This window comes from Parasaccharibacter sp. TMW2.1890, from assembly GCF_023337645.1.
In the GTDB taxonomy this organism is placed as follows: domain Bacteria; phylum Pseudomonadota; class Alphaproteobacteria; order Acetobacterales; family Acetobacteraceae; genus Bombella; species Bombella apis.
In genome coordinates this window covers 172,544-198,457 of record NZ_NWUV01000004.1, presented here as the reverse complement: position 1 = coordinate 198,457, position 25,914 = coordinate 172,544, and the positions used below count along the sequence as shown (strand labels likewise).

The 25,914-nt window shown below is 53.1% G+C and carries 17 protein-coding genes, 1 tRNA gene and 2 pseudogenes; 12 read left to right on the top strand and 8 right to left on the bottom strand.

Features of this window, described 5'->3' with window-relative positions:
• The first annotated feature begins 50 nt into the window (after positions 1-50).
• The 3 genes from CPA54_RS08775 (at position 51) to CPA54_RS08765 (ending at position 2,231) form a co-directional block, all read left to right on the top strand.
• Positions 51-127 (top strand) — tRNA-Met (locus CPA54_RS08775).
• Positions 128-1,071: 944 nt separating this feature from the next.
• Positions 1,072-1,587 (top strand): hypothetical protein, encoded by a 516-nt coding sequence (locus CPA54_RS08770; RefSeq protein ID WP_152332705.1) that lies wholly within the window; start codon positions 1,072-1,074, stop codon positions 1,585-1,587.
• Positions 1,588-1,736: 149 nt separating this feature from the next.
• Entirely contained in the window at positions 1,737-2,231 is a 495-nt protein-coding gene (locus CPA54_RS08765) for a hypothetical protein (RefSeq protein WP_143539821.1), read from the top strand.
• A gap of 68 nt (positions 2,232-2,299) precedes the next feature.
• On the opposite strand, the gene CPA54_RS08760 is transcribed toward CPA54_RS08765, so the two are convergent.
• The 8 genes from CPA54_RS08760 to CPA54_RS08725 form a co-directional block, all read right to left on the bottom strand.
• Positions 2,300-4,120, bottom strand: coding sequence for an SUMF1/EgtB/PvdO family nonheme iron enzyme (locus CPA54_RS08760; RefSeq protein WP_249086147.1), 1,821 nt, complete (start codon positions 4,118-4,120; stop codon positions 2,300-2,302).
• 47 nt (positions 4,121-4,167) lie between these two features.
• Entirely contained in the window at positions 4,168-5,301 is a 1,134-nt protein-coding gene (locus CPA54_RS08755) for a hypothetical protein (protein WP_166651638.1), read from the bottom strand.
• A 208-nt stretch (positions 5,302-5,509) separates the two neighbouring features.
• Positions 5,510-6,154 carry an ABC transporter ATP-binding protein gene (locus tag CPA54_RS08750; RefSeq protein WP_249086146.1) on the bottom strand — a complete coding sequence of 215 codons (645 nt, stop codon included), beginning with the start codon at positions 6,152-6,154 and terminating at the stop codon, positions 5,510-5,512.
• A gap of 116 nt (positions 6,155-6,270) precedes the next feature.
• The gene (locus CPA54_RS08745; RefSeq protein WP_249086145.1) at positions 6,271-8,157 is read right to left on the bottom strand and encodes a vWA domain-containing protein; all 1,887 of its coding nucleotides are present in this window, start codon (positions 8,155-8,157) and stop codon (positions 6,271-6,273) included.
• A 71-nt stretch (positions 8,158-8,228) separates the two neighbouring features.
• The gene (locus CPA54_RS08740) at positions 8,229-9,236 is read right to left on the bottom strand and encodes a hypothetical protein (protein WP_249086144.1); all 1,008 of its coding nucleotides are present in this window, start codon (positions 9,234-9,236) and stop codon (positions 8,229-8,231) included.
• Positions 9,233-11,875 carry a virulence factor SrfC family protein gene (locus tag CPA54_RS08735; protein ID WP_249086143.1) on the bottom strand — a complete coding sequence of 881 codons (2,643 nt, stop codon included), beginning with the start codon at positions 11,873-11,875 and terminating at the stop codon, positions 9,233-9,235. Before CPA54_RS08735 ends, CPA54_RS08740 begins: the two co-directional genes overlap by 4 nt.
• Before the next feature lie 48 nt (positions 11,876-11,923).
• Positions 11,924-15,145 carry a virulence factor SrfB gene (locus CPA54_RS08730; protein ID WP_154980875.1) on the bottom strand — a complete coding sequence of 1,074 codons (3,222 nt, stop codon included), beginning with the start codon at positions 15,143-15,145 and terminating at the stop codon, positions 11,924-11,926.
• A gap of 53 nt (positions 15,146-15,198) precedes the next feature.
• On the bottom strand, positions 15,199-15,765 hold the full coding sequence (locus CPA54_RS08725) for a hypothetical protein (RefSeq protein ID WP_143539963.1): 567 nt from the start codon (positions 15,763-15,765) through the stop codon (positions 15,199-15,201).
• A 1,634-nt stretch (positions 15,766-17,399) separates the two neighbouring features.
• On the opposite strand from CPA54_RS08725, the pseudogene CPA54_RS08720 reads away from it, so the two are divergent.
• From CPA54_RS08720 to cas2e, 9 genes and pseudogenes are all read left to right on the top strand, one after another.
• Positions 17,400-17,963, top strand: a pseudogene (locus CPA54_RS08720) (CRISPR-associated endonuclease Cas3''); the annotation flags it as partial.
• 96 nt (positions 17,964-18,059) lie between these two features.
• Positions 18,060-19,925: a CRISPR-associated helicase Cas3' gene (gene cas3 / locus CPA54_RS08715; RefSeq protein WP_248630848.1), complete on the top strand. Its 1,866-nt coding sequence runs from the start codon at positions 18,060-18,062 to the stop codon at positions 19,923-19,925.
• 166 nt (positions 19,926-20,091) lie between these two features.
• Positions 20,092-21,579 carry a type I-E CRISPR-associated protein Cse1/CasA gene (gene casA, locus CPA54_RS08710; protein WP_181005234.1) on the top strand — a complete coding sequence of 496 codons (1,488 nt, stop codon included), beginning with the start codon at positions 20,092-20,094 and terminating at the stop codon, positions 21,577-21,579.
• Entirely contained in the window at positions 21,576-22,124 is a 549-nt protein-coding gene (casB, locus tag CPA54_RS08705) for a type I-E CRISPR-associated protein Cse2/CasB (protein WP_248630787.1), read from the top strand. Before casA ends, casB begins: the two co-directional genes overlap by 4 nt.
• 53 nt (positions 22,125-22,177) lie before the next feature.
• A complete protein-coding gene (cas7e, locus tag CPA54_RS08700) occupies positions 22,178-23,242 on the top strand; it encodes a type I-E CRISPR-associated protein Cas7/Cse4/CasC (RefSeq protein ID WP_248630788.1) in 1,065 nt (354 codons plus the stop codon).
• On the top strand, positions 23,242-23,934 hold the full coding sequence (cas5e, locus tag CPA54_RS08695; protein ID WP_086431673.1) for a type I-E CRISPR-associated protein Cas5/CasD: 693 nt from the start codon (positions 23,242-23,244) through the stop codon (positions 23,932-23,934). Before cas7e ends, cas5e begins: the two co-directional genes overlap by 1 nt.
• Positions 23,931-24,614: a type I-E CRISPR-associated protein Cas6/Cse3/CasE gene (gene cas6e, locus CPA54_RS08690; protein ID WP_249086142.1), complete on the top strand. Its 684-nt coding sequence runs from the start codon at positions 23,931-23,933 to the stop codon at positions 24,612-24,614. Before cas5e ends, cas6e begins: the two co-directional genes overlap by 4 nt.
• Positions 24,611-25,561: pseudogene (gene cas1e, locus CPA54_RS08685) on the top strand (type I-E CRISPR-associated endonuclease Cas1e). Before cas6e ends, cas1e begins: the two are co-directional and overlap by 4 nt.
• Positions 25,561-25,842, top strand: a complete 282-nt coding sequence (cas2e, locus tag CPA54_RS08680) for a type I-E CRISPR-associated endoribonuclease Cas2e (RefSeq protein ID WP_043561864.1) — start codon at positions 25,561-25,563, stop codon at positions 25,840-25,842. The pseudogene cas1e and the gene cas2e overlap by 1 nt, the downstream one beginning before the upstream one ends.
• Positions 25,843-25,914 lie beyond the last annotated feature (72 nt).

Below are 25,914 nucleotides of genomic sequence, written 5' to 3'. Positions count from 1 at the left end.
TCGCCGCCAGGTCCCCTCGCTCACCCACACCCATAAAAACCACCCACCAACGCGGGGTGGAGCAGCCCGGTAGCTCGTCAGGCTCATAACCTGAAGGTCGTAGGTTCAAATCCTACCCCCGCATCCATACCCACAAAATCAGAAATAACCAGATAGCCATGGTCCGCACGTGGGTCCACACGTTCCCCAACCATCTGTCATGAATAGAGGGAAATTGTAATCTCCCTAGAATGGCTGATTTGGCGATTGCTTGCTATCATGCGCATATAAGGGCCATTCAACGCCATTTGAGAGAAGTGTAAGCTTTTCTGAGGTAGGCTGTCGGATAAGACTATGATCTGCGTAGGTCTGGAACTAAAATAGTTAATGCTTGGCAGCTTGTTCCTGTCATCAAGGAATTGAATGAAATGGGATTTCAGGATTAGGCCGCAGATCGAAACAGTGGGTTTTTCTTGTGATCCATGGCCTATTTCCTTTTAGAAAACCATGAACAGTGTCAGCCGTTCTAACTAGATTGAACCGTGTCGTGTATGAAATCTTCCCTTAGGGAAGATGCTGTTCGGTTATTCTTTTCACCATCATTTCTGGAAAATGCTTTTCCTGTCAGGGATCGGATTGGAACTCTAAGGCGTATTCTTCTTTTGCCTTGAAGGCTCCGTTGAAAACAGGGATATCGCCATAGATTGCGCTTCGGTGCCAGCCAATGTCATGGCTGTGTAGCCGAAAAACTGTGTCTTTTTCATGTCCAGGCTTTCGTAACTTTCGGCCAGTGGGCTGATTGGTTGTCCAAATCAGAGTTGCCTAGGGAGATACTCTCTCCGTGTTCTTTCTGAATATGGAGGAACGGTATGAAAGGGGGGCACCGGCTTCCGTCGCAAGGATGCCCTCGCCGTAGTGGGTTGTCACTGTTCTTCATTCTTTCAGACTTGTCCAGAGAATTTCTCTCAAGTGTCTGATTCTGCATTTAACCTTCTGTTTAAGTCAAAATATAAAATTTTGTGTTAACATAAAACAATGATAGCATGAGACTGTGCCTGATATTTCGGGAACATTAAAGAAGGATTTCAGAGTATGCGTCGTTCTATTTTTGCGATAACAGCATGTGCCGTTTTTGCGTTTTCGACACAGAGTAGTTATGCAGGATTCTTGAGTAATCTCGAAAATGCAGGGACTGCATCCAACGGTGCCGCCATTGGAGGAGTTGCCGGGGGAAAGAAAGGTGCCTTGATTGGTGCCGGTGCTGGCCTAGCCTTTCAGACGTTGCATGCTCAAGCCAAGGGAAATAATGAGCAGCAGAAGGCTGTGGAAAATGGTTTGAACGCTGAAATTGCCACGACCAAGAAAAAGCTGCGTATTGCTCAGGCGAATGTGCAGAAAGCCCAGAAGGCTTATGATGAAGCAGTCGCCAAGAAAAATGGTCTTGAAGGCGATGCTGCGAAAGCCCAGGATCAGGTTATTGCTCGTAAAAATGCTGTTTTGGAAAATGAGAAGCAGCGTGTAGCGGAATATAAGGCAATGGCTAACAAACTGCAGCAGACCAAGAGCGATGCGCTTGCAAAGTCTAATGCTCAGAATAATGGCGATTAATATTTGAAATTATATATCTTGAAGGGAGCATATATTTATATGCTCCCTTTCTTGATAGAACGCCTAGTATATTATTTTTACTAGGCGTTTTTCTGTATGAAAGGGGGTATGTTATGATTGTTAAGGTCTCAAAGAGACGCTCATTGTATGTGTCTCTCTCAACAGCATCTCTTATGCTGTTTTTGGCTGGTTGCTCAGCAGCAGATTGTGACCCGAATAAACAGGATGAAATGTTTACCCAGATGGCTTGTTCGTTTGGGGGAGGCTACCAGAAAAGAACAAAGGCTTTGACAAATGAGCGTAGCGTGCAGGAACAGGCTGTTCAGATACAAGATGCTCATCTAATGTCCATCAATCAGCAGATTGCCGTACTACGTCAGGAAATGGCGCAGCTACAACAGAAGATTGCTAAGGAAAAAGCGCAGCGTGATGATCTTCTTAGACAGGAAGCTTCCCTGCAGCAGCAGTATGATCAGGCAAAAGCTGATGGCGATTCCGATAAAATGAAAGAGTTGATCGAAAAAATCAGGAATGTGTCTCAGATAAAGAGTCATTTCGATTATAGCATTAAAATAGATAATGCAGCATATGCTTCTAAAGTTGACGAACTCAACAAGAAATCTGCTGAAACTCATTCACTTTAAAATATTTTAAATTGTTTTTGCTAGTTTTATGGAAGCACAGGGATGTGAAGTATCCCTGTGCTTTTTCCTTATCTGTTATAATAATGCATATGAGCCGCCTGTTCTATTTTTGCAATAATATCCCGCTCAGCATCAAGGGATTTACCGGAGGATATGTCTTTTGTATTTTGTATGGCTATGTCTAGCCAGTCGAGGCGCCTGGAAAGGGGAAGGTCTTTATAATTATTTTTGAGATTGTTTACTATGATGGTCTTGGCATCCTCTAGACGGGTATCCCTTTGGCTATTACGGGATACTGTTTTTAACAGGCCGAGGTAAGCGTTCACTGTATCATCAAGCGAAACCTGTTCTGTCGAGATGGAGGTTTTATAGATGCTCAGATTGGGGTTACGGGCATTGTCAGGATCATTGACGAAAGCCGTATAATTGACAATATCAATCCTGTTCGAGGCGATCTGCTTGCTGAGTGTCAACAGAGTAGTCAGGTTGGCGACAGCGCTATCCAGGTCAGCTTGGTTACGTTCTGCATTGGCCTGATTTTGTGCCTCCCGTGCAGCCTCCATAGCCTGGTTCAATTGGGTAAGACGGGCTTGTAGCTCAGCTTTGTTCTGGTCACTTTGGCTCAGGGCAGACTGGAGGTTTTTGAGAGCATCGTTTTCGTTGGCATGCTCTTCTTTGACCTTGCTGGTATCAGCGTTGGCAGCATCATTGACCAGCGCAGCGAACCCTTTTTGTGCTTTCAAAGCTTCCTGTAGGCTATTCATTGTCATGGCACCGATGACAACACGGAACCCGACCTCAGGAGCACGCTTTGCGTCTCCATTGTCGTCATAAGGGGCAAATTCCGCACGATAAGCGCTGGAAATGTCTCTGGCGGAATTCAGGACACTGCCTCCGAAAACTTGCGTCCCGCCTGTAAGTCCCTGGTTCCAGTAATGCAGGTAAGCCCTCATCTGGTAGGGTGTAAGAACCATCTCACTGACATTGCCGACTATATCGTACAGGGAGAGGGGATTGGCTATATTGAGTGATCCAATCGGTTTGGGGATGACGCCATGATCGGTAGAAATCCCCTGACTGCTGCCAACAATGCAATCATCAATCTGATTCTGGCAATCGCTGCCCGGTTGTGGCCAAGGGGCAGGTTGTGTGTTCAGGGAACTGTTCTTGATCCCTCCACTAGCGGCAAAAACCCATTCAGCATCAGTTGGCAGGCGAATAAAGCCGGGCTTGTCTCCTCGCTTCGGTAGACGGTCAGGAGCATTCTTCATGAGCCAGCTCGTCCATTTCTCTGCAAACTGCTGTGCTTCCAGGAAGGAGATATTGCTGGCAGGAAAATTCCTGCGCTGAGGGGGAGGAGCCCCCTGACCTTCCATGACAAGTTTATATTGCGCCGCGGTTACCTCATATTTTCCGATATAGTAGACAGGGTGCTGATTTTTATCAGTAAAGGGAGCGGCAAGATTGGCTTCATGTATGAAAAGGTTATAGCCATTGCTATGGGAGGCCTGAGTACTTTTCAAATCCATGGCCTGGCCAATTGTGATCCGCCGGTTTGCCATGAAAGCGGCATCTCCTGTGCTGGCTGATGTAGGTTGTACTTCAACACGGCGAAAAACCATGCCCCCTCCGCAGGGCATGGGAAGAACCAGTTCCTCGGCATCGGAATCTGGTGAAGGCTTGGGGTCATAGATGGCTTTGTTCCAGCTGACCTGTGCTGGAGTGGAGGTTGTGCACTGTGCCCGTGCTGTGTGGCTGGAGAGACCTGTACAGAGCAGGGCTGACAAGACAAAGACGGGCGCTGATGGGCGAAGTTGAGCCATGATGCGCAGGGATGGTTTTCGGAATGCTAAAAATTCTGTTGCTGTAGTGAAATGTAAATAAGACATTGGTGGTCCTTTGCTTATAAAGGCATGTCAATCATGATGACAGGCTGTCAGGAGTTGCATATGCCTTGCCATGGTGAAACCCGGTGCAGGGAGCGTGTTGTTGCCCAGGCCATGATGGTCGATCCTGGGATGATATAAGCAACTAGCTGCAAGGCAAAGGCGATTGTAATATTTATGGAGGATGCTGACGTTTCGTCTTGTAGAAACGTGTTGTGAAGTATGCGATTCATGGGCCAGCTTAATCCCCAGGCTATGCAAAAGGCGAGGCAGGTTCCTCCAGTGGCCAGGAGAATGGTCTGCACGACAGGGATGATACGAGCGTTATTCAGTCCAAGAAATGTCAGGCTTGCGAGATGGAATTTCTTTCGTTCAGTTTCCGCTGCGATGGCCGTACCCAAAGTAACGGCAAAGCCTATGGCCCCGATATAAGCCATGAGATGAAAAAGATGTGTTGTTTGCTGATTGATATTAAGAATGGTTTTAACACGGGGAAGCTCGCTGGTTATGCTTAACCCCTGATGTGTCAGATCTCTGTCCAATGTGATGACGTCAGATAGTGAACGCGCATAAAGTCTGAAGCCGGGCCATGTTGCCTTTGGTGTACGTGCTTTCAGGAAATCAGCTGCTTTTTGTTCGCCCAGGGTCAAGGCTTCTTGCCAGGAGGAGAGGTTGGTGTTCTCGCGCCATTCTTCGGCGGCTTGCGCTACAGGAAGTGACACGAATAGCTGGAAGCGGGATGTAACGGTCTCGTCTGCGATAGCAGCAACGTTTAATTGTATGCGAGCCATTTTTGCAGCGCCTGCGGCATGTCGGTCAATGAGCATGACGAAGGTGTCCCCGGGTTGAAGGTGCATGTGTTCTGCCAGATGGGCGGACATGACAACCGGGATATCTGGAGATGAAATCTGCGCATGTAATTTTGCCAGGCGCATTTCAATTCTCTTTCCCAGAAGAGGATCTCCGGGAGAGGATGGAAGGAGTTCGGCGTCTGTTCCCTCGAATACTGACGTTGTGTTGGTTGCCTGTAACCGTACGCTTGCGGCGAGTGTGCGTGTTTTGGGAAGGAGAAAGGTCACTCTCTTGTCGGTTCTCAAGGCCTCCAGTTGTTGTTCGGAGTAAGGATAATTTCGGGCGCTTGAAATTTCCAATGCCGAGGGGTCGTGCAGCAGAGTCTGTTGCATATGATCAACGAGACCTGCCTTCAATCCTGCAAGGAGCAACATGGGCAGCAGAGTACTGGCAAGACCACTTACAATACACAGGGCAAGTATTTTATTGGAAAAAAGGTCCCGCCAGGCTAGATGACAGGCAAGAAGAAGGTGACGAAAGTGCGTGTGACCCCGGGACGGCATGAGCGTTTCCTTTAGAGAAAGTTATATATGAAAATTGTTAATTGTGGATGATAGTTTTATTCCCTTTCATCTGAGCCTGAACCAGTGAAAATTCGGCCTTCTGTAGGGCGTCTATGTCATGACTTACTACAATGACGCCGGCGTTTTGTGTTTCTGCATAATTGCGTAGCAGATCCAGGACGATCGCAGCCTGGGAAGGGTGAAGGGGAGCTGTTGGTTCATCAGCCAGAAGGATAGGGGGTGTGTGAATTAAGGCTCGTGCTATGGCAACACGCTGCCTTTGACCGACAGATAATTGAGAGGGCAGTTTTTCAAGGCAGGATATGATCCCGAGCCGCTCGGCAAGCATGTCGATGTGCCCAGCACCCTGCCCGGAGGGGGGAGTTTCCAGCACATTCAAAGCGAGGGCAATATTTTCGCGCGCTGTCAGGAATGGCAGAAGGCCGCCGGTTTGCGGAATAAAACCGACATGCTCGGCCCGTAATGTAGTGAATAGCCGTTCACGCTTGCGGTTTGTGGCATATGACCCGGGTGAAAGATAAGGGGCGAGCTGCCTCTCGAGCAAAGAGAGGCAGCGAACTTTTGTTGGAAGAAGGGCGAGCGAAAGTAGACCAAGCAGTGTACTTTTCCCGCATCCTGATGGTCCGATAACCCCGAGGCATGTTCTCTTGTGCAGTGTCAATGAGGGGATCTCGAGCGTAAAATCCCCCCCCGGTGCCTGCCAGGTCAAGGCTTCGGCGTGGAGAAGGGGGGGATCGGCAGGACAGCTTTCACTCTGAACCATGGTTGGGGCCGTGTTCAAGGCAAGTCATCCAACCCTACGGAATAAACTTTTTCATCCTCATCATTGCCCCCGTTGATGGAATGCCAGCCGTCCGTATCACTTTCATAAAGCTTGTAGCGTTCAATAAGCGCACGCAGGTCGCTGAGTATGGCGTCCTGTTCCCCGGCGCTCAGGCTATTCCAGCGCTCCTGGGTGAGTTGGGCAATCCGAGACCGATAGGGAAGGCCATTCAGATATTCCGGCAGCAGGCTGCCCAGTGTTCCATGGGCGGCATCGCCATCATGTGAGAGGGCATCCGGATTACGGGCCGAGGCTGCGAAGGCAAATTGCAGCCGCTGGAAAAATTGCTCGGGAGCCAGCTGGCTTTGTTCACCCTGGTCCAGAATGGTTTCAAGCGAAGAGGCGAGATTGTTCATTTCATTTCGCTTCATCAACAAATTGACGCGCAAGGCAGTTTTATTGCTGACAGGATCGGTGCTTGCAACATAGCCTTCGATCATGGGCGGAAGGCTGGCATTGTCACGTTGGCCTATGTAGCGCAGACGCATGGCCTGCTCTACAATGGCCATGCGGTCATTGGAGGGGCCCTCAGGTGTCGTTTGGCTGCCATGTTGACCGGAAATGTGACTTGCCTGGGTCAGAATCGCCTGTGTCAGTTGTCGGACAACGAGGTTGAAATCATTCGTCAGATTATCGGATGTACCATTACCGACGGGATAATAGAGACTGGACGTATTCGGGAATGCCGAGAGAGTTCGGTATTGCGCTTCTGCCCGGTCAGTATCGTTGAACTTTTTCCCGGCGGGTGTGTGAAGATGGATCACGAAGAGGGCAATATCGTGTTTTTCGGCCAAACGGTTGAGGTCGGTGATGCCAAGGTGGGTTGAACTTAGAGGGTTGTGTTCATCGCGGGCACCGGCATCGGTTACCAGAATGATATAGCGGCCTTGCATGGAGGACCAGTCAATATCCGTTATGGCAGTTTTCAGGCCTGCGATGGGGTCTTCGTCGAAGCCGAAGGAGGAGACATGTGCTTCGTTGACGGAAGCGATCTGACTGGTGATGGCATCGCTCGATTGGGTGAAATCGGGAGTTGCAAAAATTTTTGAGGCATATTCAAGTCTGGGATCATCCTTTCTGGACTGATCCCTGAAGCCTACAAGCCCGAAACGGAAATTGTGCCCCAGGGGAGCGTTGTTGATCTGTGAGACAATGTCATTGATGGCATTGCGAGTTTGCTCGATGTAAGGCTGCATGCTCTGTGTCGTATCAATGACAAAGACCAGACCTGCGCGGAATGGGGGTGCTGCGTCGCTTTTCTGTTCGTGGGGGGGAGGCAAGGTGGCCCCGGCGACGTGCATCAGCATGGCACCGGTATAATCGGGCTCGCTATTATGGGCGTCCAGGATGGGCAGCAGATAAAAATGTTTTTTCTGATCAATCCAGGCATCAGGCTCCAGTGCGGCAGCCTGGCTGTTGGGAGGCTGGTGATCTCCGGCGCTGAGGATGGCCCGGGCATCGGCGGCAGGGTCATTCCCATTCAGCAGATTCTCTTCGGCCTGCCGGGTGCTCATGAAGATGGCGCGCGATCGACCTGCCAGCGGAGCAAACTGGGCATTCAGGCGATGATTCCAGCTGAGTGTCTGGGATGCCTTGATCCAGCCATTGGGATGATCTTTCGTACTGCCAATCTGAAGTTTGTCATTCGCCCTGGCAAAGACGTAATAGGCCAGAAATCCTGGAGAAGGGGTGCCCTGGTCGGTGTGTTCATCTGGCGTGATGATGGCCCCAGGCTGTGTAAGTATTTGCTGATAAAGAGTGCCCCCTGCCCTTTGCAGCAAAGGAGCGGCAAAGCCGTGCTGCCCGGTGAGGGCGATTATTCCGCACAGGGTGGACCCCATCAGTCTTGTGATGATCCTGGCTTTTTTGGAAGAAAAGGAGAACAGCGTGCTGGCAGAAAGAAATGTTGGGGTCATCGTGCGTATTCCTGAAGGGTGAAAGCGGCCTCCTGGTCGCCATTTTCGGCTTTCTTGCGAAGGGCTGCGAGCAGGCTGTCCCGTTCACTGCGAACGTCCTGATTTCCTGCGAGAAGGGCCTCGCGGTAGTAGCGTGCTGCCTCCCGGGGATTGGGTTGAGGAATGGGGCCGTCGGTACGGAACCTGGCAGGATCATACAGCTCTCCCATTCTCTGGAGGGAGACCGGGTCATGTCTGGTTGCTGCATACCCAAGCAGCCGCAGTCCTGCGTCACCCTGGCCTGCACGGATACGTCGCCACCCCTCCTGACCAATGGCAGCCGGGGTGACCAGCTGCTTGACGGCATCTGCCGGACTCATGTTTTGGTAAGCAGGCGTTGCGAGAAAAGATGGTTTGTGAAACCAGAACCATCCTCCTGCCGTGGCAAGACAGAGTGCGATCACTGCCCCCCCTGCCGGGATGAGCAGTCCCTTCTTCCTGGAGGAGGAAGGCGTTTTATCCATCGCTTGCGTTGTCTCGGGTGCATCCTCCGGCTTTTTGTCTTCAGGCGTCCCGTCGGCAGGATGCTGGGTGGCCGTTGCATCAGGTGGTGGAAAAGGCACGGCTTCGGGGGGGGCGGCAGGAGGCGGAGAGAAGGCTGCCTGTTGTTGGGATTGCTCTTCTTCTGTCTCCGATGCCATTTGCAGGATTTGTGAAGCCGTCTGGGGCTGTCTGTTCGCAGGGAAGCCAACCCAGTCGATTTCTGCTTCTGTTATGCCGAGCGCTGGAATACTGACAGCGGAAGCGGCCAGCGGGTCAATGCAGGCTTCGGCCTGCTTGCGCGGAAGAAGGGCAATGACCATATGCCCGTCGTGCGAGATTATTGGGCAATCCGGCAGGAATGTGTCGTCAACCTGCACAGTGACGTTCTGTTGCGTCGAGACGTCACCCGATGCAATGACCAGGCCAAGAGTCATTTCTTCTTGTAATGGAATGGCTTTGTCGGCAAGGGTAATTTGATTCATCTGTTTATGTCTTTCCTGTTATCATGTGCATTGTCGAGCCTGCTCAGTGTCTCCAGGTACTGGCCCAGCTTGGCATTCTCCTCCACGTCATACTGCGGACCGGCTTCCTGGAAACGGGCCTTCAATGCGGTGACCCAGTCCAGGAGGAAAAGTACGCCGCTATTGCCTATGTTCGGAAGATCTGGATAGAGCTTCCCGGCTGGATCTTCGGGAAGAAGGAAGATTGGCATACCCGTTTTTTCACAAACCGGCCGGTTTGCTGGGGCGTCCTTTCTGTCAACGGGGGGATATCCGAGCCATGTCACAAAATTGCTGATGGTCTCGGCTGTAAGGATTCCAGGTTTTTCGCCATTCTGGACAAGCTTGCTGACATTTTTACATGTGTTGCGCAAAATGTTGGCAATGTCTCCAGCCAGATTGTTCGTTTCAGCCAACTTGAAAAGTTGTGCCAGGAAAGGCGAGAAGGCATCGTTGTTGACATGAAGCCAGTTTCGTTCCCTTTCGGTACTCATGTTGTCAGAAGAGAATTTCTCCCGGCAATGGTCTTCCCAATATTTTAGGATATGTGCGGCGAAACGGTCAAAATCATCTTCCTCTGGTGCAGCGTCAGCGGACACGTTTTTCTCGGCTGGAGAGGGCGAGAGGAGACTTTCAAGTAACTGAATTTCCTGGTGAGTGGTCTGCGGTTTGGTTTTGTTGAAGGCAATCCATTCCCGAGTAACAAGCTCTGCACTGAGGGAGAGTTGCTGGAGCAGTACGCCAAACCGTCCTTTCTGGGCGAGAGGGAGGCAGGTTGCCCTGATGAAATTATCCACGGAGCGCTCTGCTTCGGCGTGAACGGCTTCCTGCGAATTGTCAAAGTAGAATTTCTTCCCTGTCTCCTGCAGGTTCTGGAGTATCCTGCGCAGCTTCAGATACAGCTTGCTGGTCTTGATATCTTTTTCTGCGAGAGGAAGGAGACGCTCGGCAAGATAGCTGACACCGCCATCATTGGGCTTGAGTACGGCATCGAAGGCTTTGTCACGGTTCCTGATGTAGGTTCTGACCTTTGCTGAACTGTCGTACCCTGTTTTGAGGCTTGGCAGCCGGCTCTTGAAGCCAGGGAGCATGGTAGTTTCATTTTTCTGGGCATCGCGATCGTAGATCGTATCCCCATAGGTGGGGGAGCGCAGCCATTGGATGTTATTGAATATTGGCTGGGCGGGTTCCCACGCATTAAGCCAGGGAGAGTTTTTGAAATAATTGACGATAGAAGCGTCGAGCCGCGTGTCCCAGCGTTCAACTCCATCATCTGGCCGTCCTGGCGTGGAGGCTAATGCCGTGTCGAATTTGGTCAGGATGATAAATAAGGAGTTATCCTGGGTGCTGCGCTCTTCTGGCGTAGCGCCAATGGTCGTGTTGACCCAACCATCAATCATCGCCGGCAGGCTAACGACCTCCTGGTTACTGTCGCCAATACATAACAGGACAGATGTCAGGTCATTGTTGCTCTTATAGAGGTGGAACAGATAGTCGACCTTCCCGCGGAGAAAAAGCTCGGGGATGTTCGTGGCCTTGCTGAGTGATGGATATTCCCCACGGGATCGCGCTCCGGGGAAGTCAAGTAAATCGATCCGCTTTTTCTGGAACTCCCACCGTGCTGCCTTCAAGGGGAGAATAAGCTCTGAGATGAGGGCCGCTGCAACGTCACGCCCCATTCCAACCAGTTTTCCACTGGGGGATTTCAGGGCGGTATTCATGCTGGCTCCCGGACCCCACAGGGTTTCAACATTCAGTATGCTGCCATTATTGGGGGCGTTCAGGGCATCGGGATTACAAAAAGCCAGTTCATCCCTGTCGAGACTGAAGCGGGCTTTGAGCAGTTTGTGCGCATAATCGGTGAAAGGCGAGCTCGGACCACCCCATAATGGAGAAAGAGCTTTTATGGCTGTATCGAGATCAAATGAAGATATGTTCTCTGAGAGAAAAGCCCAATATTCATTATCAGTCCCGTCTGATGAAAATGGCGTATAGCTTTTTTCAGAGAGGAACGAGCTGTTAAAATAATCCTGCAATGCTTCAACATCATTTTTCGTAAAAAATGGTTCCTGCTGTGGATCGTTTTTTTCACGTGGGATGATGTTTTTTATGGTTTCAAGTATGTCAGTGGTTTTAACAGCATCTTCGGTAAGCTTGAAGTCCCTGAAATAGGTATTCCCTAAAATACAGACCACATCTCTTGCCGAGAGCAGTTTGACGCAAATCGGTGTGTCCGCACCCACGTTTGTGGGGAGTGAGGGAGGGGTTACGGTAAAGCGGGAGACAAGACCGGAGGATTCCTTACCGCCTGGCGGGTTGATTTCCCTCAGAAAGTCCAGCTGGTGGTCAGTTGAAAAGTCGATGATGAGGGGGCCGGTCTCGGGAGAGGTCAGGGCGCCGGTCAGGAAGGATTTTCCCGCCTGGGAGGCTCCATAAACGGCAATTGTCTGGGGTGCATCAGCGGTGTGATCGATTGCCTGCGCAGCACGCAGGCAAGCACGCACCTCTCTCCCTTCCCTTGCATGAGGCTTGTTGTGCTCCATCCAGGCAGAAAGGGTTTCTGCAGTGGTGGCAAGTGCTGAAGATACGCGCTTCAGGGCGTCGGGAGATATGGCATCCATGGCGTAGACTTTCTTGGGACGGTGAAGGAGGCTGGGAGATAGGGCGGATCAGACTGTTGATTGGTCTTGGATGGTTGTCAGGTGTATGGCGCCGGTGTCACGCCAGTGTCCCTGGGGGGTGAGGGTTGTCTGTAGTGTTGCGCTGATGAAGTCTCTGGCTGGCACTTTTATGGGAGGGCCATCATGAGTGATGGGTTGGCCTTCAATTTCCGTGATGACCAGATTTTCACAGAGCTCTTTCCGTTCAGCTTCGCTGGTGGAGGGGGTTCTGGTGCGGGAGAGCGTAAGGGACAGGGGGCTGTTAAGGTCAATGCGCCGCTGCTGAAGGAAATCCCGTCCTGCGGATGTCAGGGCAAGATTGTAGAATGGACTGCTGGGAAAGTCCTTGTTGGGGAGCTGTTTTGTCCCGAGTATCATGCTGCCTTCGAATGTATCGATCTTTATTTCCAGCTTGTCTTCCGCTGTGACATTCGAGAGGTCGTAAGCGATAGGGGATCCGTTTTCCTCTTGAGGGTTGAAGAGACGGATGATTGTTCCTTCGTTGATTTTCATGTTGCCAATGAAATGCGCCGTTGATTTTTCATATCTGGTTTTGGAGGCCAATTTGAAATTGCCAATCTCCGCACGGCAAGCCTTCTTCCAGATGACGGCGCCCATCACGACAGTACTTTTGGGATCTCCAATCCGGTTGCTGCTGTCAGAGAAAGGATAGTCACCAGTAATCACATAGTTATGCATGGGAATGACACGCTGCGGAGCCACGGGCAGAGCGCTCAGGATCAGGCTGCAGACATGTGGCAGTTTGGAAGGTCTGCCGGAAAGCAGGAGGGCATCGCAGCCATAGGCCTGAACAATACTGCACAGTATCTGCAGGGGTTGGCCCAGCCTTCTGGTAATAATACCTTCCATGTCATCGGTTGTTACATGTATGCTGGCATCCAGAGGGTCGAAAATATCTTCGTTGGCAGCTTGCGTGTCATCGTTCTGGTCAAGAAATCTGGTCAGAGCGGAAGAGGAAGGCGTGCCGTGAATGGAAAGATGTTTTTTGAGGGCTGCCCTGAAATAATCACGTGTGCGTTCGGCGGCTTTCGGAGAAATCTGGTGAAGCTCGTGCAAGCGGCCTGTTATCAGCTCTCCTGAGAAGAACGTTTCCACATTTTCGTAGGCATTAATGATGCTCAGTGCGACAGGTTCAAGAATTGTGGAAATGAAAAGCTGTCGCTGCGTTGCCTCCTGAATGGTTGAGTCTGCGGCACCCAGTTTGAACAGGGTATTAAAAAAAGCTCGTGGCTCAGGAATATGATATGTTCTGAAATGATTCATGAAGGCCGTGATAATTGGCCCTGAAATTATGTCTTCAAGCAGGTCATCACCCGCAATGCGCAGACTCTCGCGGAAGAGCTGATGCGGGTGGAGCATTTCTTCATGTTTGTTGCGCCGATAATCGCACACCATGAGGTCTGTTGTCCCTCCGCCGATATCAAGGCTGGCGATGCGGAGGCGTTCTTTGCCATCGGAGGAGGCAGCATGGCCATAGAGATGGAAAAATTCGTCAACACTGCCGCCCATCTTGTTGTTTATTTCATTCTCCAACCAGACAAGCTGAGTGGCTGTTGCCTCATCTATGCTGCATTCAAGCTCAGGTGGCTGTGTGTAGGCGTCCCCAAATTGTTTCCATGTTTCCTGCTGCCTGGTGCTCTCCCAGGCCATGGTGAGGGCCGTCCGGGCACGTTTGGTAAGGATGCGGCGCTCAGCCAGAGGCATGCCGGGCGGGAAAGCCAGTACAAGGGAACGCAGCCGGCGTGGTGTCCGGCTTTGCTCGCGACTTTCGCGTTCCTGCGGGGAGTTCATGAAGGCTATGGCCTGCAGGATGAGCTCATTGAGCATGAGGATGGAAATCTCGCTTTTGGATAGCTGACAGACTTTCACCTTTCTGGCGGCTGTTATGTCCGGTCCCGCATTGGCACCATCGTATAGCTCTTCCTTCAAATCAGTGCTGAATGTTGTGATGCCCCGTTCGTTCTGCCGCATCAGGATTTCATGAAGTTTGCTTCGGAATGAGCCTGATACCCGTGGGTTTTGGGCGGGATGGGGGGGAATGGCTTCCGCGCTGGTGAGAGCATCATTGAAATACCATCCCTGAGATGTAGGAGTGCGATCCCAAAGGTAGCGTTTGGGGGAAGCGAGGCCGGAAAAGCCTTCGGTTCCTTCCCGGGCGGCCATCATTTCTTCGGCCTCTCCGCCTACCCGGACAGGAGAGGGCCAGAGGAATGCATCATCGCGCCCAGATTCCCGGGAAAGCCGGACATCTCCAAATGTTATGTTGCTGAATTCGATCCGGCTTGAGAAAAGCCCGGAATGGATGGTCTGTGGAGCACGCAAATCCCGGAGGCCAAGCACACGGCAGTTGCCGAACCGGCCATTTTTGGAGAGTGCCTGATCGGCGTTCTGCTCGATAAGGATACCGCTGCTTCTGGAGTTCCCCAGGTCCAGGACGAGATCGACATCGATTGGTTTTGTTGCATTGTCAACAAACTTGATGACAGGCAGGTCTTTATCGGCGGTAAGCCCCTGCAGCAAGGCCAGATAGGCAGCAAGAGCTGTAAGGCGGTGATCCAGATCTCCAGGCCGTGGAGGCGGTGGTGTATCATCATCAAAGGAAGGCAGATACGCTTTCACGCTCTCAGCCTGGGCGGCAAAGATGATATTCTGGACCCAGTGATTGACACTCAGCCAATCTTTGATCCTGGTGAGGGGGGGCAGTGCGTAGGTTGCTGCTCCGTTGTCATCCGGCTTGGGGCCGTTGTAGATGGGATTGCCTTCTGGGTCCTTGGAGGGGGTACGCTCCATCGTGGTATCGATGACAATTTCCATGAAGAATTGTTTTGTTGTCGAATCTTTTTTGAGACGACCACGAATCCAGTTGGAAGGGCCGCCCTGGAGGTCAACTATGTCTGTTGGATCTTCTGTGCTGGAAGGTCTCTTCTGGGAGTCACTATCGCTGAACGTGTTCAGCCAGGGCAGTGGAATCCAGCGTCCCTCAAAGAGTTTTGCAACGGTTCCTTCGAGGTTCAGGAAAATTTCTTCGCCTTCAACCCGTTTTCCTGCCGAGTTGCGAGTGATGACCAGAGTTTCCTGCTCTTTTGAGGCAGGGTTGGAGACAAGACTGAAGATATAGTCCTGTTCTACCCGCTCACGGAATGAAGCCAGGTCGAAATGAAGGGTAGTAAACTGCAACAGGCTGTCAGGAACGAGAAGAAGTTCTGTCATGATAAAAACCCAAAATCGGATAAGGAATGGACGGGTTTGGAAGGGAGTGCCTTTTACAACGAGGTAGCAGGAGGAGGAGAGCTGCCGCCATCAGGCAAAGACTGCGTTCCTGGGTGGGGTGCATGATCCCCGTCGATTGGTGCCTGCGGGGCCTGATCGGGGGCAGGGGAAGGAGCCTGACCAGCACCCTGGTCCTGCGTACCGGCCGGGGGTTCGGGCAGGGTGAAATTGAAGCTCTGCCGGTCGTTATCGGTGCGGGCTTCTGCGTTGTATTCCTGGACGGGCTGCCCGTCTTCATAGACGGTCACATGGTATGGGACAGGCTCGCCGTTGGAGCGCATGTGATAAGGGATGACCCTGATGCTGTACGTACCGGGCTGTGGACGGACCGGCCAGGTGATATGCTCGATGGGATGCTGTACGATGGGAGAGGTCGGCGTTCCCACGTTGGCGTCCACGTCCAGCACGCCTCCCTGTGATGCACGCTTGGAGAAGCTGATTTCCTGACCGGCAGGAGGTTGGACATGCAGGTCCAGGTCGCTGGGGTCGTTCCAGGCCAGAGAGATTTCCAGAGCTCCCTTGTTGCCTCCCCGGCTGCGTGCTGTCTGAAGGTCATTCATGGCAGTCTGTCTGTGTGGTGCGTCAAGGGGCACTGCTGTGTGAACAGGGGCGGCAGGGGGTGCCAAAGGAGTGTGGACAGGGAGCTGACCGTTACTGCAAGCACCTCCGATGGAGGAGGATACTCCATTAATGCTGCCAAGGCCGGGAGGGGCAGACAGGTGCCGTGCAGAAAAGAGCCCCATGAGCAAGGTGCCCAGAAGCCATAAGAGCAGGAGGAGGCCCAGCAGAACGAACCCCCACCGCCAGAAACGTCGCACCCAGAGCCCCAGGCCGATAAGAAGTGACGCAAGAAGCGCCCAGCCCAGTCCGACTCCCCACAAGGCAGGCCCCAGAGATGTGCTCAGGGCAAGGAGGAGGAGGAGAAAAAGGGGAAGACCGAATGTCAGGGCGGGGAACCAGTGCCAGGCCGGAAAGAGGGCCAGCCATCGTGTGTACCACATGCGGTACCATGGAAGGATGACAAGTCTTTCTTGCGTAAAAATGTGGCTGCTGGTGAACCTCTGGGAGGTTCTTTGCTGACTGGTGGTCTGGTCATTGGATGCTGATGCATGGGGGGAAGAGGGCTGGGATGCCGGCTCTTCGGAAGTGGTCTTTTCTTCTGGTTCAGGGCGGGGCTCGGGGTCGGGCGCTGCTGAGGGAACGTCGGGAAGGGTTTTACCCTGCAGGTTGCCTTTGGCCAGCATGCCGGAAATTGCACGATGCCCCCAAGCCGTAAGAATGAGCCCATGGGGGTTATAATACAGGTTGTCGATGTTGGGGATTGTTAGGGCTGTTGGAAGTAGGGATACGATATCCGGGTCGAGGTTGCGGCCACTATTCTGTTTCGCCCATTGGATGATGTAGTCGCGGGTCTGTGTATAAATCTGGTTGATCTGGCTCTGTTTTTCCGGGGGGATGGGAGAGCATGCAGGGCCATACCAATCTATGGTGCCATCGGCAGGGTTGCCAAAAGGTTGTGCCAGGGAAAGATGCTGGGCTTTGGGAAACTGTTGAGCATATGCCTGCAGAACATCCTGGATATCTTCCCAGAGCTCCGTGACGGGCTGGCCTTGCACCCGCAAGGTTTCAAATTGGCCATTTCGTGTAGTTTTAATGCGTGAAAAAGGCATATGGAGGGGCTTCTCGGTGTAGGGACGTTGATAATCTTCCAAGACAGATCATGTCATAATATTGTTGTGTTGTTAACTTTGCAATGGATGGCATGAGTTTCCCCTGTGGAGAAAGTGGTCATGACGAGATTGACATGTTCTGTTTTTTTACAAAAAGTGAAGTTATTTTATATTTTCTTTATGAGACCTTCTATGCTCTTGGAGCTGTCAAGTCCTTAGAGAGGAAGAGACGTACCTGTCTGGCACTGCATTTTTGACATGTCCTGATGGAACTACCATTTGTGCCCATCACAAGGCAGCTGGAGCTGTCAGGAGGGGGCTGCAGGATATGTCAGAGGGGGAAGCAAGGTCACGGAACGCCTTGTATTCATGCGTCTTCCCAGTCAGTTTCAGCCCAACATGATTAAAACCGCCCGGAATAATGCTGGTGTTTGTCTGGCGACCCAAAAGTTCATTTGAACTTCTCCAATCGCCTGTTACGCTCGACATGGTCGATAGTTGTATGTCCAGGGGAGAGAAATCAGATGAAAGAATGGCTTGATTGGCCCGCCAAGAGTGCTCATCCTCCTGAAACTATTGAACATCCGGCAATTTATCATATGCTCGATGTAGCGGCTGTCGCTGAGCAGCTGCTTGCGGAATCGCCTTGGCCATCTGCATTGAAACAGGCTTTTATTGCACTGGCAGGCCTGCATGATTTAGGAAAATTCAGTGAAACATTTCGAGGAATGTTACGTGAGGGGGCATATCAACCATTCACGCACTGGGAACTGACTGAAATTCTTCTGCTGACTGAAGATGACTGGTTGGCGGAGTGGCTGGGCGGTACCGAAGACGTTCGGGAAGTTTTATATGCGGCTGTGGCCGGGCATCATGGCCGCCCTCCTCAGACAAACTTGCAGAGACGGGAGCTGAGGAAGTGCCTGCGGGCTGTCGGAGATGGCCATGAAGCAGCACAACGTTTGTTGGAGATTTTCAGGCAGCTCTGGCCAGAGGCTTCTCTTGATTCCCTGGATGAAGAAGCGGCGACAAGTTTTTCCTGGTGGCTGCCTGGGTTCTGTACGGCAGCCGATTGGATAGGGTCCAATACGACATGGTTCTCTCCAAAGGAATTGGAGCTGGAACCGGAGGCGTACCTGAAAGAGGCACGTGCAATTGCCCAAAAAGCCGTGAAAGAAGCTGGCTTGAGTGGAACAACAGCCCGTGAAGGGGAGTTGTTTGATTTTGCACTGAGGCCACTGCAAGAGGCATGCGTTTCTCTGGCCTTGCCAGAAGGCCCCGCACTGGTTGTGCTGGAAGCCGAAACCGGGGTTGGTAAAACGGAAGCCGCTCTTATTCTGGTGCAGCGTATGATTCTGGCAGGGAAGGGGCGGGGATTGTTTTTTGCTCTGCCTACTATGGCCACAGCTGATGCCATGTTTGGGCGGGCCAGGCGGGTCATGGAGACGATGTTTACAAACCCGTCCTTGACCCTCGCTCACGGTCGGGCCGGTCTGTCCGTGCCGTTTCGTGACCTTGTCAATGAAGGAAGCAGGACGGGTAAATCTGATGATCAGTCCGGCGTGACAAGTGCTGAGTGGCTGGCTTCAGATAATAGACGGGCCCTGTTGGCTGATGTTGGGATCGGCACGATTGATCAGGCTTTGCTGTCCGTTCTGCCGGTACGGTTTCAGACATTGCGGCATTATGGCCTTGCTTCCAAGATACTGGTGGTTGATGAGGTTCATGAAATGGGTGAGCCCTATATTGCGGAAGAGTTGGTGGCTCTGTTGCAGATGCACAGGGCCATGGGGGGCTCAGCTATATTGCTGACAGCGACTCTGCCACTCAAATTACGGGCCCGCCTTCTGGAGACGTACGGCGGCATTTCTGAATCTCACGCCTATCCGGCCATAACTGTCGCCGGAGGTGAGACCGTAACACAGTTTGATGATGATGCCCGGCCCCAGAAAGGGCCTGTCATGGTGGAGCGGCTTTCCACGATGGATGAGGCGGTGCGATATATTGCCCAATCTGCAGCAGGTGGAGCTGCCTGTGTATGGGTTCGCAACGCCGTGGATGATGCCATTGCTGCGGTTGATGCGTTGCGGGCTGAGGGGGTGCAGGCCCATCTGCTACATGCCCGTTTTGCCTTGTGTGATCGCAAAAAGCTGGAACAGGAAGTGCTGGATCGTGTGGGGCGGAATGGGACTGGCCGTAAGGGATTTGTTCTGGTTGCGACACAAATTGTTGAAGCCTCGCTGGATTTGGACTTTGATGTCATGGTGTCCGATCTGGCCCCGATTGGCTCCCTGATACAGCGTGTTGGCCGTCTATGGCGGCATATGGATGTGCGGCCTGCCACACAGCGTCCCGTCCCGGCACCTGTTTTGAAGGTCCTGTCACCAGACCCTGCCGAAGTGCAGGATGACCGCTGGTTGCAGAAAGTTTTGGAGAGAGGGGCTTGGGTTTACTCATTGCCGGATATGTGGCGGACGGCTTCGGTTCTGTTCAAGGCTGGCCAGATCAGGACCCCAGATGGTTTGCGCTCCCTGATAGAAGCTGTACATGGCGATGAGGTGGAAAACCTGCCCTCCGTACTGGATGGGGCGGAGGCAGAAGGGTGCGGAAAGGCCATGGCTGCGCGGCATCGTGCTCTTCAGAATCTTGCCACTATTGAAGATGGCTACCGGAAGGGCGGCTGCGGTGCGGATGATACGACCTATCCTACCCGGCTTGGGGATGAAACCCGGATTCTTGCTTTGGCCCGCCAGACGGACCATGGCCTTGTCCCATGGGCACAGGCCGAAGGAGTTCCTTCGGATGAGTTGGGCAGGAGTGAGCTGGCAGCTCTATGGGCATTGTCGGAAGTTTCTGTGAGGAGCAAGCGGCTTGTGGGGCTGGACCTTCCAGATCAGGACAGGGCCGATATTCAGGAAGCTCAAAGATATTGGCCACAATGGAAGAAGAAAGCCGTCACGATCTGCCCGGTTCATGAAATAGATGGAGCTATCTGTCAGGGTGTTTGTTATAGGAGTGATATAGGACTTCTTATATACCATTCTTCCTGATCTGGTAATTCCATTGATTTTTCCAGCCCATTATTCCTCATCTGTTTTGATTTGTGACTTGTTAATGGGCTGGAAATGACACAGAGTGATGTCGGAGTGCTGTATTCTTCTGCTGGTGCATGGAGACGCAGCAGATGGTTGATCTTGTAACCCCTAGAGGTTTCTGGTGTCTCTAAATCTGATAACAGACCCGTGGATCCCTGTACGATGCGACGATGGTAGCAGGCGGATTATTGCACCATGGCAGATGGCAGAAGAGGGTATGCTCTTCCCGGACTGGGTCCGTCCTGACCTGAATGTTGCCTGTCTGGAGCTGCTGGTTGGGCTTGTCTATCTGGCAGATCCACCAGCGAACAAGAAGGATTGGCGGGCCCGCAGGCGGGCTGATCCAGAGCGTTTGAAAACGAAATTGGCTGCTTATGAGCCGGCCTTTCATCTTCTGGGTGATGGTCCCCGCTTTCTTCAGGACATGGAGAAGCTTTCAGGCTCCCCTAATCCGGTTGACATGCTGTTCATCGATAGTGCGGGTGGGCAGACCATGCGCAATAACATTGACGTCATGGTACATCGCAGCCGTTATTCATGTCTTTCTCTGCCGGAAGCGGCGATGGCGCTTTACACATTGCAGGACTTCGCTCCATCTGGTGGAGCTGGAAACCGCACCTCCATGCGTGGTGGTGGGCCACTCGTGACACTTCTCGATCCCGGCGAAGAATTATGGGACCTCGTCTGGCTCAATGTTCCGTTCGGTCAGCCATCCGACATGAAAGACCTGCCGTGGATGAGGCCGACACGGACATCGGAGCCTGGGCGGGCATCCGTCTATCCGTCTGATGAAAAAAGACACTTTGACGTGGAAGCGTTTTTTGGCATGCCCCGCCGTCTGCGCCTTGTAGGGGATGACGAGGGTATAACAGGTGTCATACAGAGGCCCTATGGCACGAACTATGCCGGGTGGCGGCATCCTTTAAGCCCTTATTACCGGCTCAAGGTCACGGAGGACTGGCTTCCACGTCATCCACGGGCTGGACGGTTTGGCTATCGTAACTGGCTGGGTATCATTGCTGAAGGTGAGCCCAAGAAAGCGCATGAAGAGCGTTTGGCCAGTTTGGCACTGATCGTGAGAGAGTGGTGTGGACGAGAGAGAGGGGATGAGGCGTCCGTAATTGTAGCGGGCTGGGCCATGAACAACATGAGTCCGAGAGATTTTGTCTATTCCCGCCAGCCGCTTTCTCGCCTGTCCGAGGATGCTGAAGAGGTTTTGCGAGGTTTTATTGAAGCTGCCGAGATGGTGGCGGCAATGTTGAACTGGGCATTGTCATCCGTTCTGGATACTGGTGAAGCACGGGAAGCGCAACGTGAAGAGTTTTACCTGAAAACTGAACCCGCTTTTTATCATTGCTTCCATCAGATAGCCGCCGGCGAGAGACCCTCTGAAGAGTGGCTGAATGCGTTGCGAAAGCAGGCTCTGGGTCAGTTTGAAGCTGTTGCTCTGCCGGGGCTTTCCGAGCGTGACATGCAGAGCATGAAGAAAATTGCCGAAGCCCGGAAACTTCTGAACATAGAGTTGTGGGGATACGGCAAGAAGGCAGGTCCGGCCCTGTTTACAGCATTGGGTCTCCCCGTCCCGCAGAAGAAGAGGAAGGCCGCATGAGTGAAAAAACAGACATTGGCGTGAAGGTATTTGAGTGGTGGCAGAAAAATCTTGCTCCACGCACGCAGTCTGCGTCGAGGGGTGCAGAAGAAAGCGGGAAGAGCGAAACGGAAAAGATGCCGGGCCAAACAGCGGCACGCACGCTCAGTGCGAAGTTGCGTCGTGGGGGTTTCCCTGATCTTCTGTTTGAACCGGAAGTGCATCATCTGGTGCGTACGCTGAATGTGCGGGAGCATGAGCTGAAACGTTTTTGTCGGCTGGTTGAGATACTGGGCAGTGTGCGGACCAATAGCCACAGCACATTGGCAGAGCGGTTGAGAGGGGCAGATAAGGAGCCATTATTGTCTCCTCTAAGGTTCAAGCAGTTAATGACAGCGGAAGATGAAGAGCTGGCTGCGTTATTGCGGCGTGCTGTGCAGATGGCAGAGTATCGCTGCAACGTTGCAGCCCTCGCACGGGATGTCATGTTCTGGAATGATCGGACCAAGACCCGCTGGTGTCTCGATTATTTTGGTGCTGCGAATTCGGGAGACAAGACAGAATAGCACATGTGTTGCTGGTCTCGTTTTTATCCATTTATCAAGTAGGTTTTTGTGTCATGACAAATTTTGTCCAGTTCCATGTTCTGACAACTTATGGTCTCTCCAATCCCAATCGTGACGATATGGGCCGCCCCAAACAGGCCGTGATTGGTGGGGAGGTGCGTATGCGCCATTCCTCACAGTCGGTCAAACGGGCCTTGCGGGAAAGCACGTTCTTCAGCAACGACCTTGCAGACCATATGGGGACAAGGACTAAACGCCTGCATGGTGGGCTGGTGCAGCATCTTTTGAGTAAGGGCGTTGCCGAGAAAAAGGCTCAGGAGAGTGCAAGTACTGTTGCTGGCATTTTCGGCAAACTGGAAGCGGCTGACAAGGAAACGGGCGAACAGATCGCCACGACGCTCGCTTTTATTTCACCAGATGAATGGAAACTGGCAAAAGAGCTGGCCGAAAAAGTCGCTGCCGGGGAGAAACTGCCCAAAGACAAAGACCTGAAGAAAGAGGTCCTGCGTCAGGCTGATGGGGCGGTGGATATTGCCATGTTCGGGCGTATGCTGGCCTCCGATGCCGACTTCAACCGGGATGCCGCCGTGCAGGTGGCTCATGCGTTCACGACCCATCGTTCAGTAGCGCAGGAAGACTGGTTCTCCGCTGTGGATGATCTGAACAAGGATGATGAGCGTGGTGCTGGCCATATCGGTGAAAGCGCCTTCGGTACGGGGGTGTTCTACCAGTATGTCTGCGTCAATCTGGACCTGCTGGTTGAGAATCTGGCCGGTGACAGGGAACTTGCAGCCAAGGCCATGGAAGCATTGGCTCGGGCGCTGTCTCAGGCCACGCCTCGTGGCAAGCAGAACAGCTATGCCCATCGGCCACGGGCACATTACATGCTGGCAGAACAGGGTGAGCAGGCACCCCGTGATCTCTCAGGTGCGTTCTTCCATGCTGTAAAAGGTGAGAATCTGCTGGAAAGCTCCATTAAAAAGCTGGAAGAGACCCGGAAGGCCATTGATGATGCCTACGGGCCGTGCTGGGCTGCCGAAGCTAAATTGTGTGTGGGCAAAACCGGAACACTGGATGAACTGGTCGCCTTTGCAGGTAAAGCCGTGCGGGGTGAGTGATGGCTTCCCCTTATCTGGTGTTTTCGCTCTCGGCCTCCCTGGGGTCGATGGGCGAGCTGGCCGGGCATGAGCGGCGGGGGTCGCTGCTCTGGCCGGGCCATTCCGCACTGATCGGATTGATGGGAGCTGCGTTAGGCATACGGCGTGATGGCGATTTCTCTGGGCTGGACAGTCTGAAGATTGACGTGGCGGTGTTTGACAGCGGCACGGCTCTGCGTGACTTCCATACCATTCAGTCCGTCCCTGCGGCGGCGGTGAAGAAGCCAAATTCCCGTCCGGAGGCAATTCGGAAAGCGGGAGGACGGCTGACAACCAGCATCACTCTGCGCGATTATCGGGCGGGCGTGTTCTATGGCGTGGCCGTGCAGGGTGAAGGGCTGGAGGAGATAGCGGCAGCGTTACGCAAACCGCATTTTACGCTCTATCTGGGGCGTAAATCCTGCCCGCTTTCATCCCCTCTGAATCCTCAGGTCGTACAGGCCGATACGGTCGAGGAGGCCTTGGGGCAGGTGAAAGTGCCTTTCTGGCTTTCCAGACATGTTGATCTTTCTGAAAAGGTCATGGTTGTCGGCGAGCAGGGCAGCCAGCGGGATTACGTGCATGATGTCCCACTGGACCGGCAACGCTGGCACTTTGCTGCACGGGATGTCGGAATACGGCATGTTGAACTGCTAGGGAAGACGATGAAATGAGCTGGTATCTAAGTAGAATCCGCCTTTCCCGCAGTCCTGCCGTCCGTGTTCTGGAAGCCGCCCTGAGAGAGCCGGATACGGGGCTGAGGCGGTCATCGCAGCATCATATGCTCTGGTCTGCCTTTGCGACTGATCCCAACCAGAAGCGGGATTTTCTCTGGCGTGCAGAAAGTGACGGGAGCTTTCTTACCCTCTCTCCACGCCTTCCACGGGATGATAACGAGCTGTTCGAGCCTCCTCAGTGCAAGCTTTTTGCCCCTGAACTGAAGACAGGGGACAGGCTCGAGTTTCAGCTTCAGGTCAATGCGACACGGATGAAGCGTGATACGGGCAAGCGTGTGGATGTCGTTCTGGATGTGATTCACGCTATTCCGAAGGAGGAACGGGCAGAGAAACGCATGGACCTTGCCCAAGAAGCAGGTCTTGCCTGGCTGACACGACAGGGTGAGAAAGCGGGTTTTGTGCCGCATCATGTGTCTGTCGATGATTATCATACCGAGACGCTTCCACGTTTTGGAAACGAACGGAAGAGGAGCAACCGGCCTGATTTCGGTATTCTGGACCTCTCAGGCCAGCTGGAGGTGACAGACCCGGAGGCGTTTCTGGCCCAGCTGGTCCGGGGCTTTGGCCGGGCCAAGGCCTTTGGTTGCGGCCTCATGCTGATCCGGCGGGCTTCATGAGCGGGGCGGGGAAAGGCGGGTTACCCGGTCTGGCCCCGCCAAAACCCATCCCTCTGAAAGATCGGGCTTCCCTGATTTTTGTCGAACGGGCGCAGCTGGATGTGCTGGATGGTGCCTTCGTAGCGGTGAACGCTGATGGTACGAGAACCCAGATTCCCGTTGGCGGTCTGGCGGGCATCATGCTGGAGCCGGGTGCCCGTATCTCTCATGCAGCCGTGTCGCTGGCCGCCCGTGTAGGCACGTTGATCACATGGGTAGGGGAAGCTGGCGTGCGGTTATATTCTTCCGGTCAGCCTGGTGGAGCACGGGCGGACCGTCTGTTATGGTAGGCCAGTCTGGCTTTGAATGATGAGGCCCGGTTGCGTGTCGTGCGAGAGATGTACAAGCGGCGTTTCAAGGAGGAGCCACCTGCCCGGCGGTCGGTGGATCAGCTGCGTGGTATTGAGGGAGCTCGTGTAAGGGAAAGCTACGCCCTGCTGGCTGCTCAATATGGTGTCAGCTGGAAACGCCGCTCTTACGACCGGAAGGACTGGGACGGCTCGGACATTCCCAACCGTTGCCTCTCAGCGGCCACGGCCTGCCTGCATGGTTTGTCCGAGGCTGCTGTGCTGGCAGCAGGTTATGCCCCGGCAGTGGGGTTCTTGCATAGCGGGAAGCCTCTTTCTTTCGTGTATGATGTGGCAGACATCTTCAAGATGGAAACCGTTGTGCCAGAAGCTTTCCGTATTGCAGGCAAGGCGGAAAAGGGGCGGCTGGATATGTCCCCAGACCGGGCCGTGCGCCTGGCCTGCCGGGACAGGTTCCGCAAGGAAAAGCTGCTGGAGAGAATCATTCCGACCATTGAGCAGGTTCTTTCGGCTGGCGGTCTGCCTCGCCCCGAGCCCCCACCGGAGGCCGTGCCCGTCGCTTTTGAAGATGAAACCTTTGGCGATCCGGGGCACCGTTGATGCTGGTTGTGGTGGTCACCAATGCGCCACCCCGCCTGCGTGGCCGTCTGGCAGCATGGCTGGTGGAAATACGGGCTGGGGTCTATGTGGGCAGCTACTCCAGACGGACAAGGGAGATGATCTGGGAGCAGGTACTGCTTGGCCTTGGGCCTGAGGGTGATGCTGTCATGGTTTGGCATGTTCCCAACGATCAGGGATATGAGTTCCGTACGGCTGGTCACAATCGCCGGATGCCGGTTGATTTCGATGGATTGAAACTGGTTGCTTTTCGACCGGAATAAAGCGAAGGAGTGAGGTATTAAATTCTGGTTTAAGTTGGTACGGTCTTTGACAATAAAAAAAGTCATGTCTTA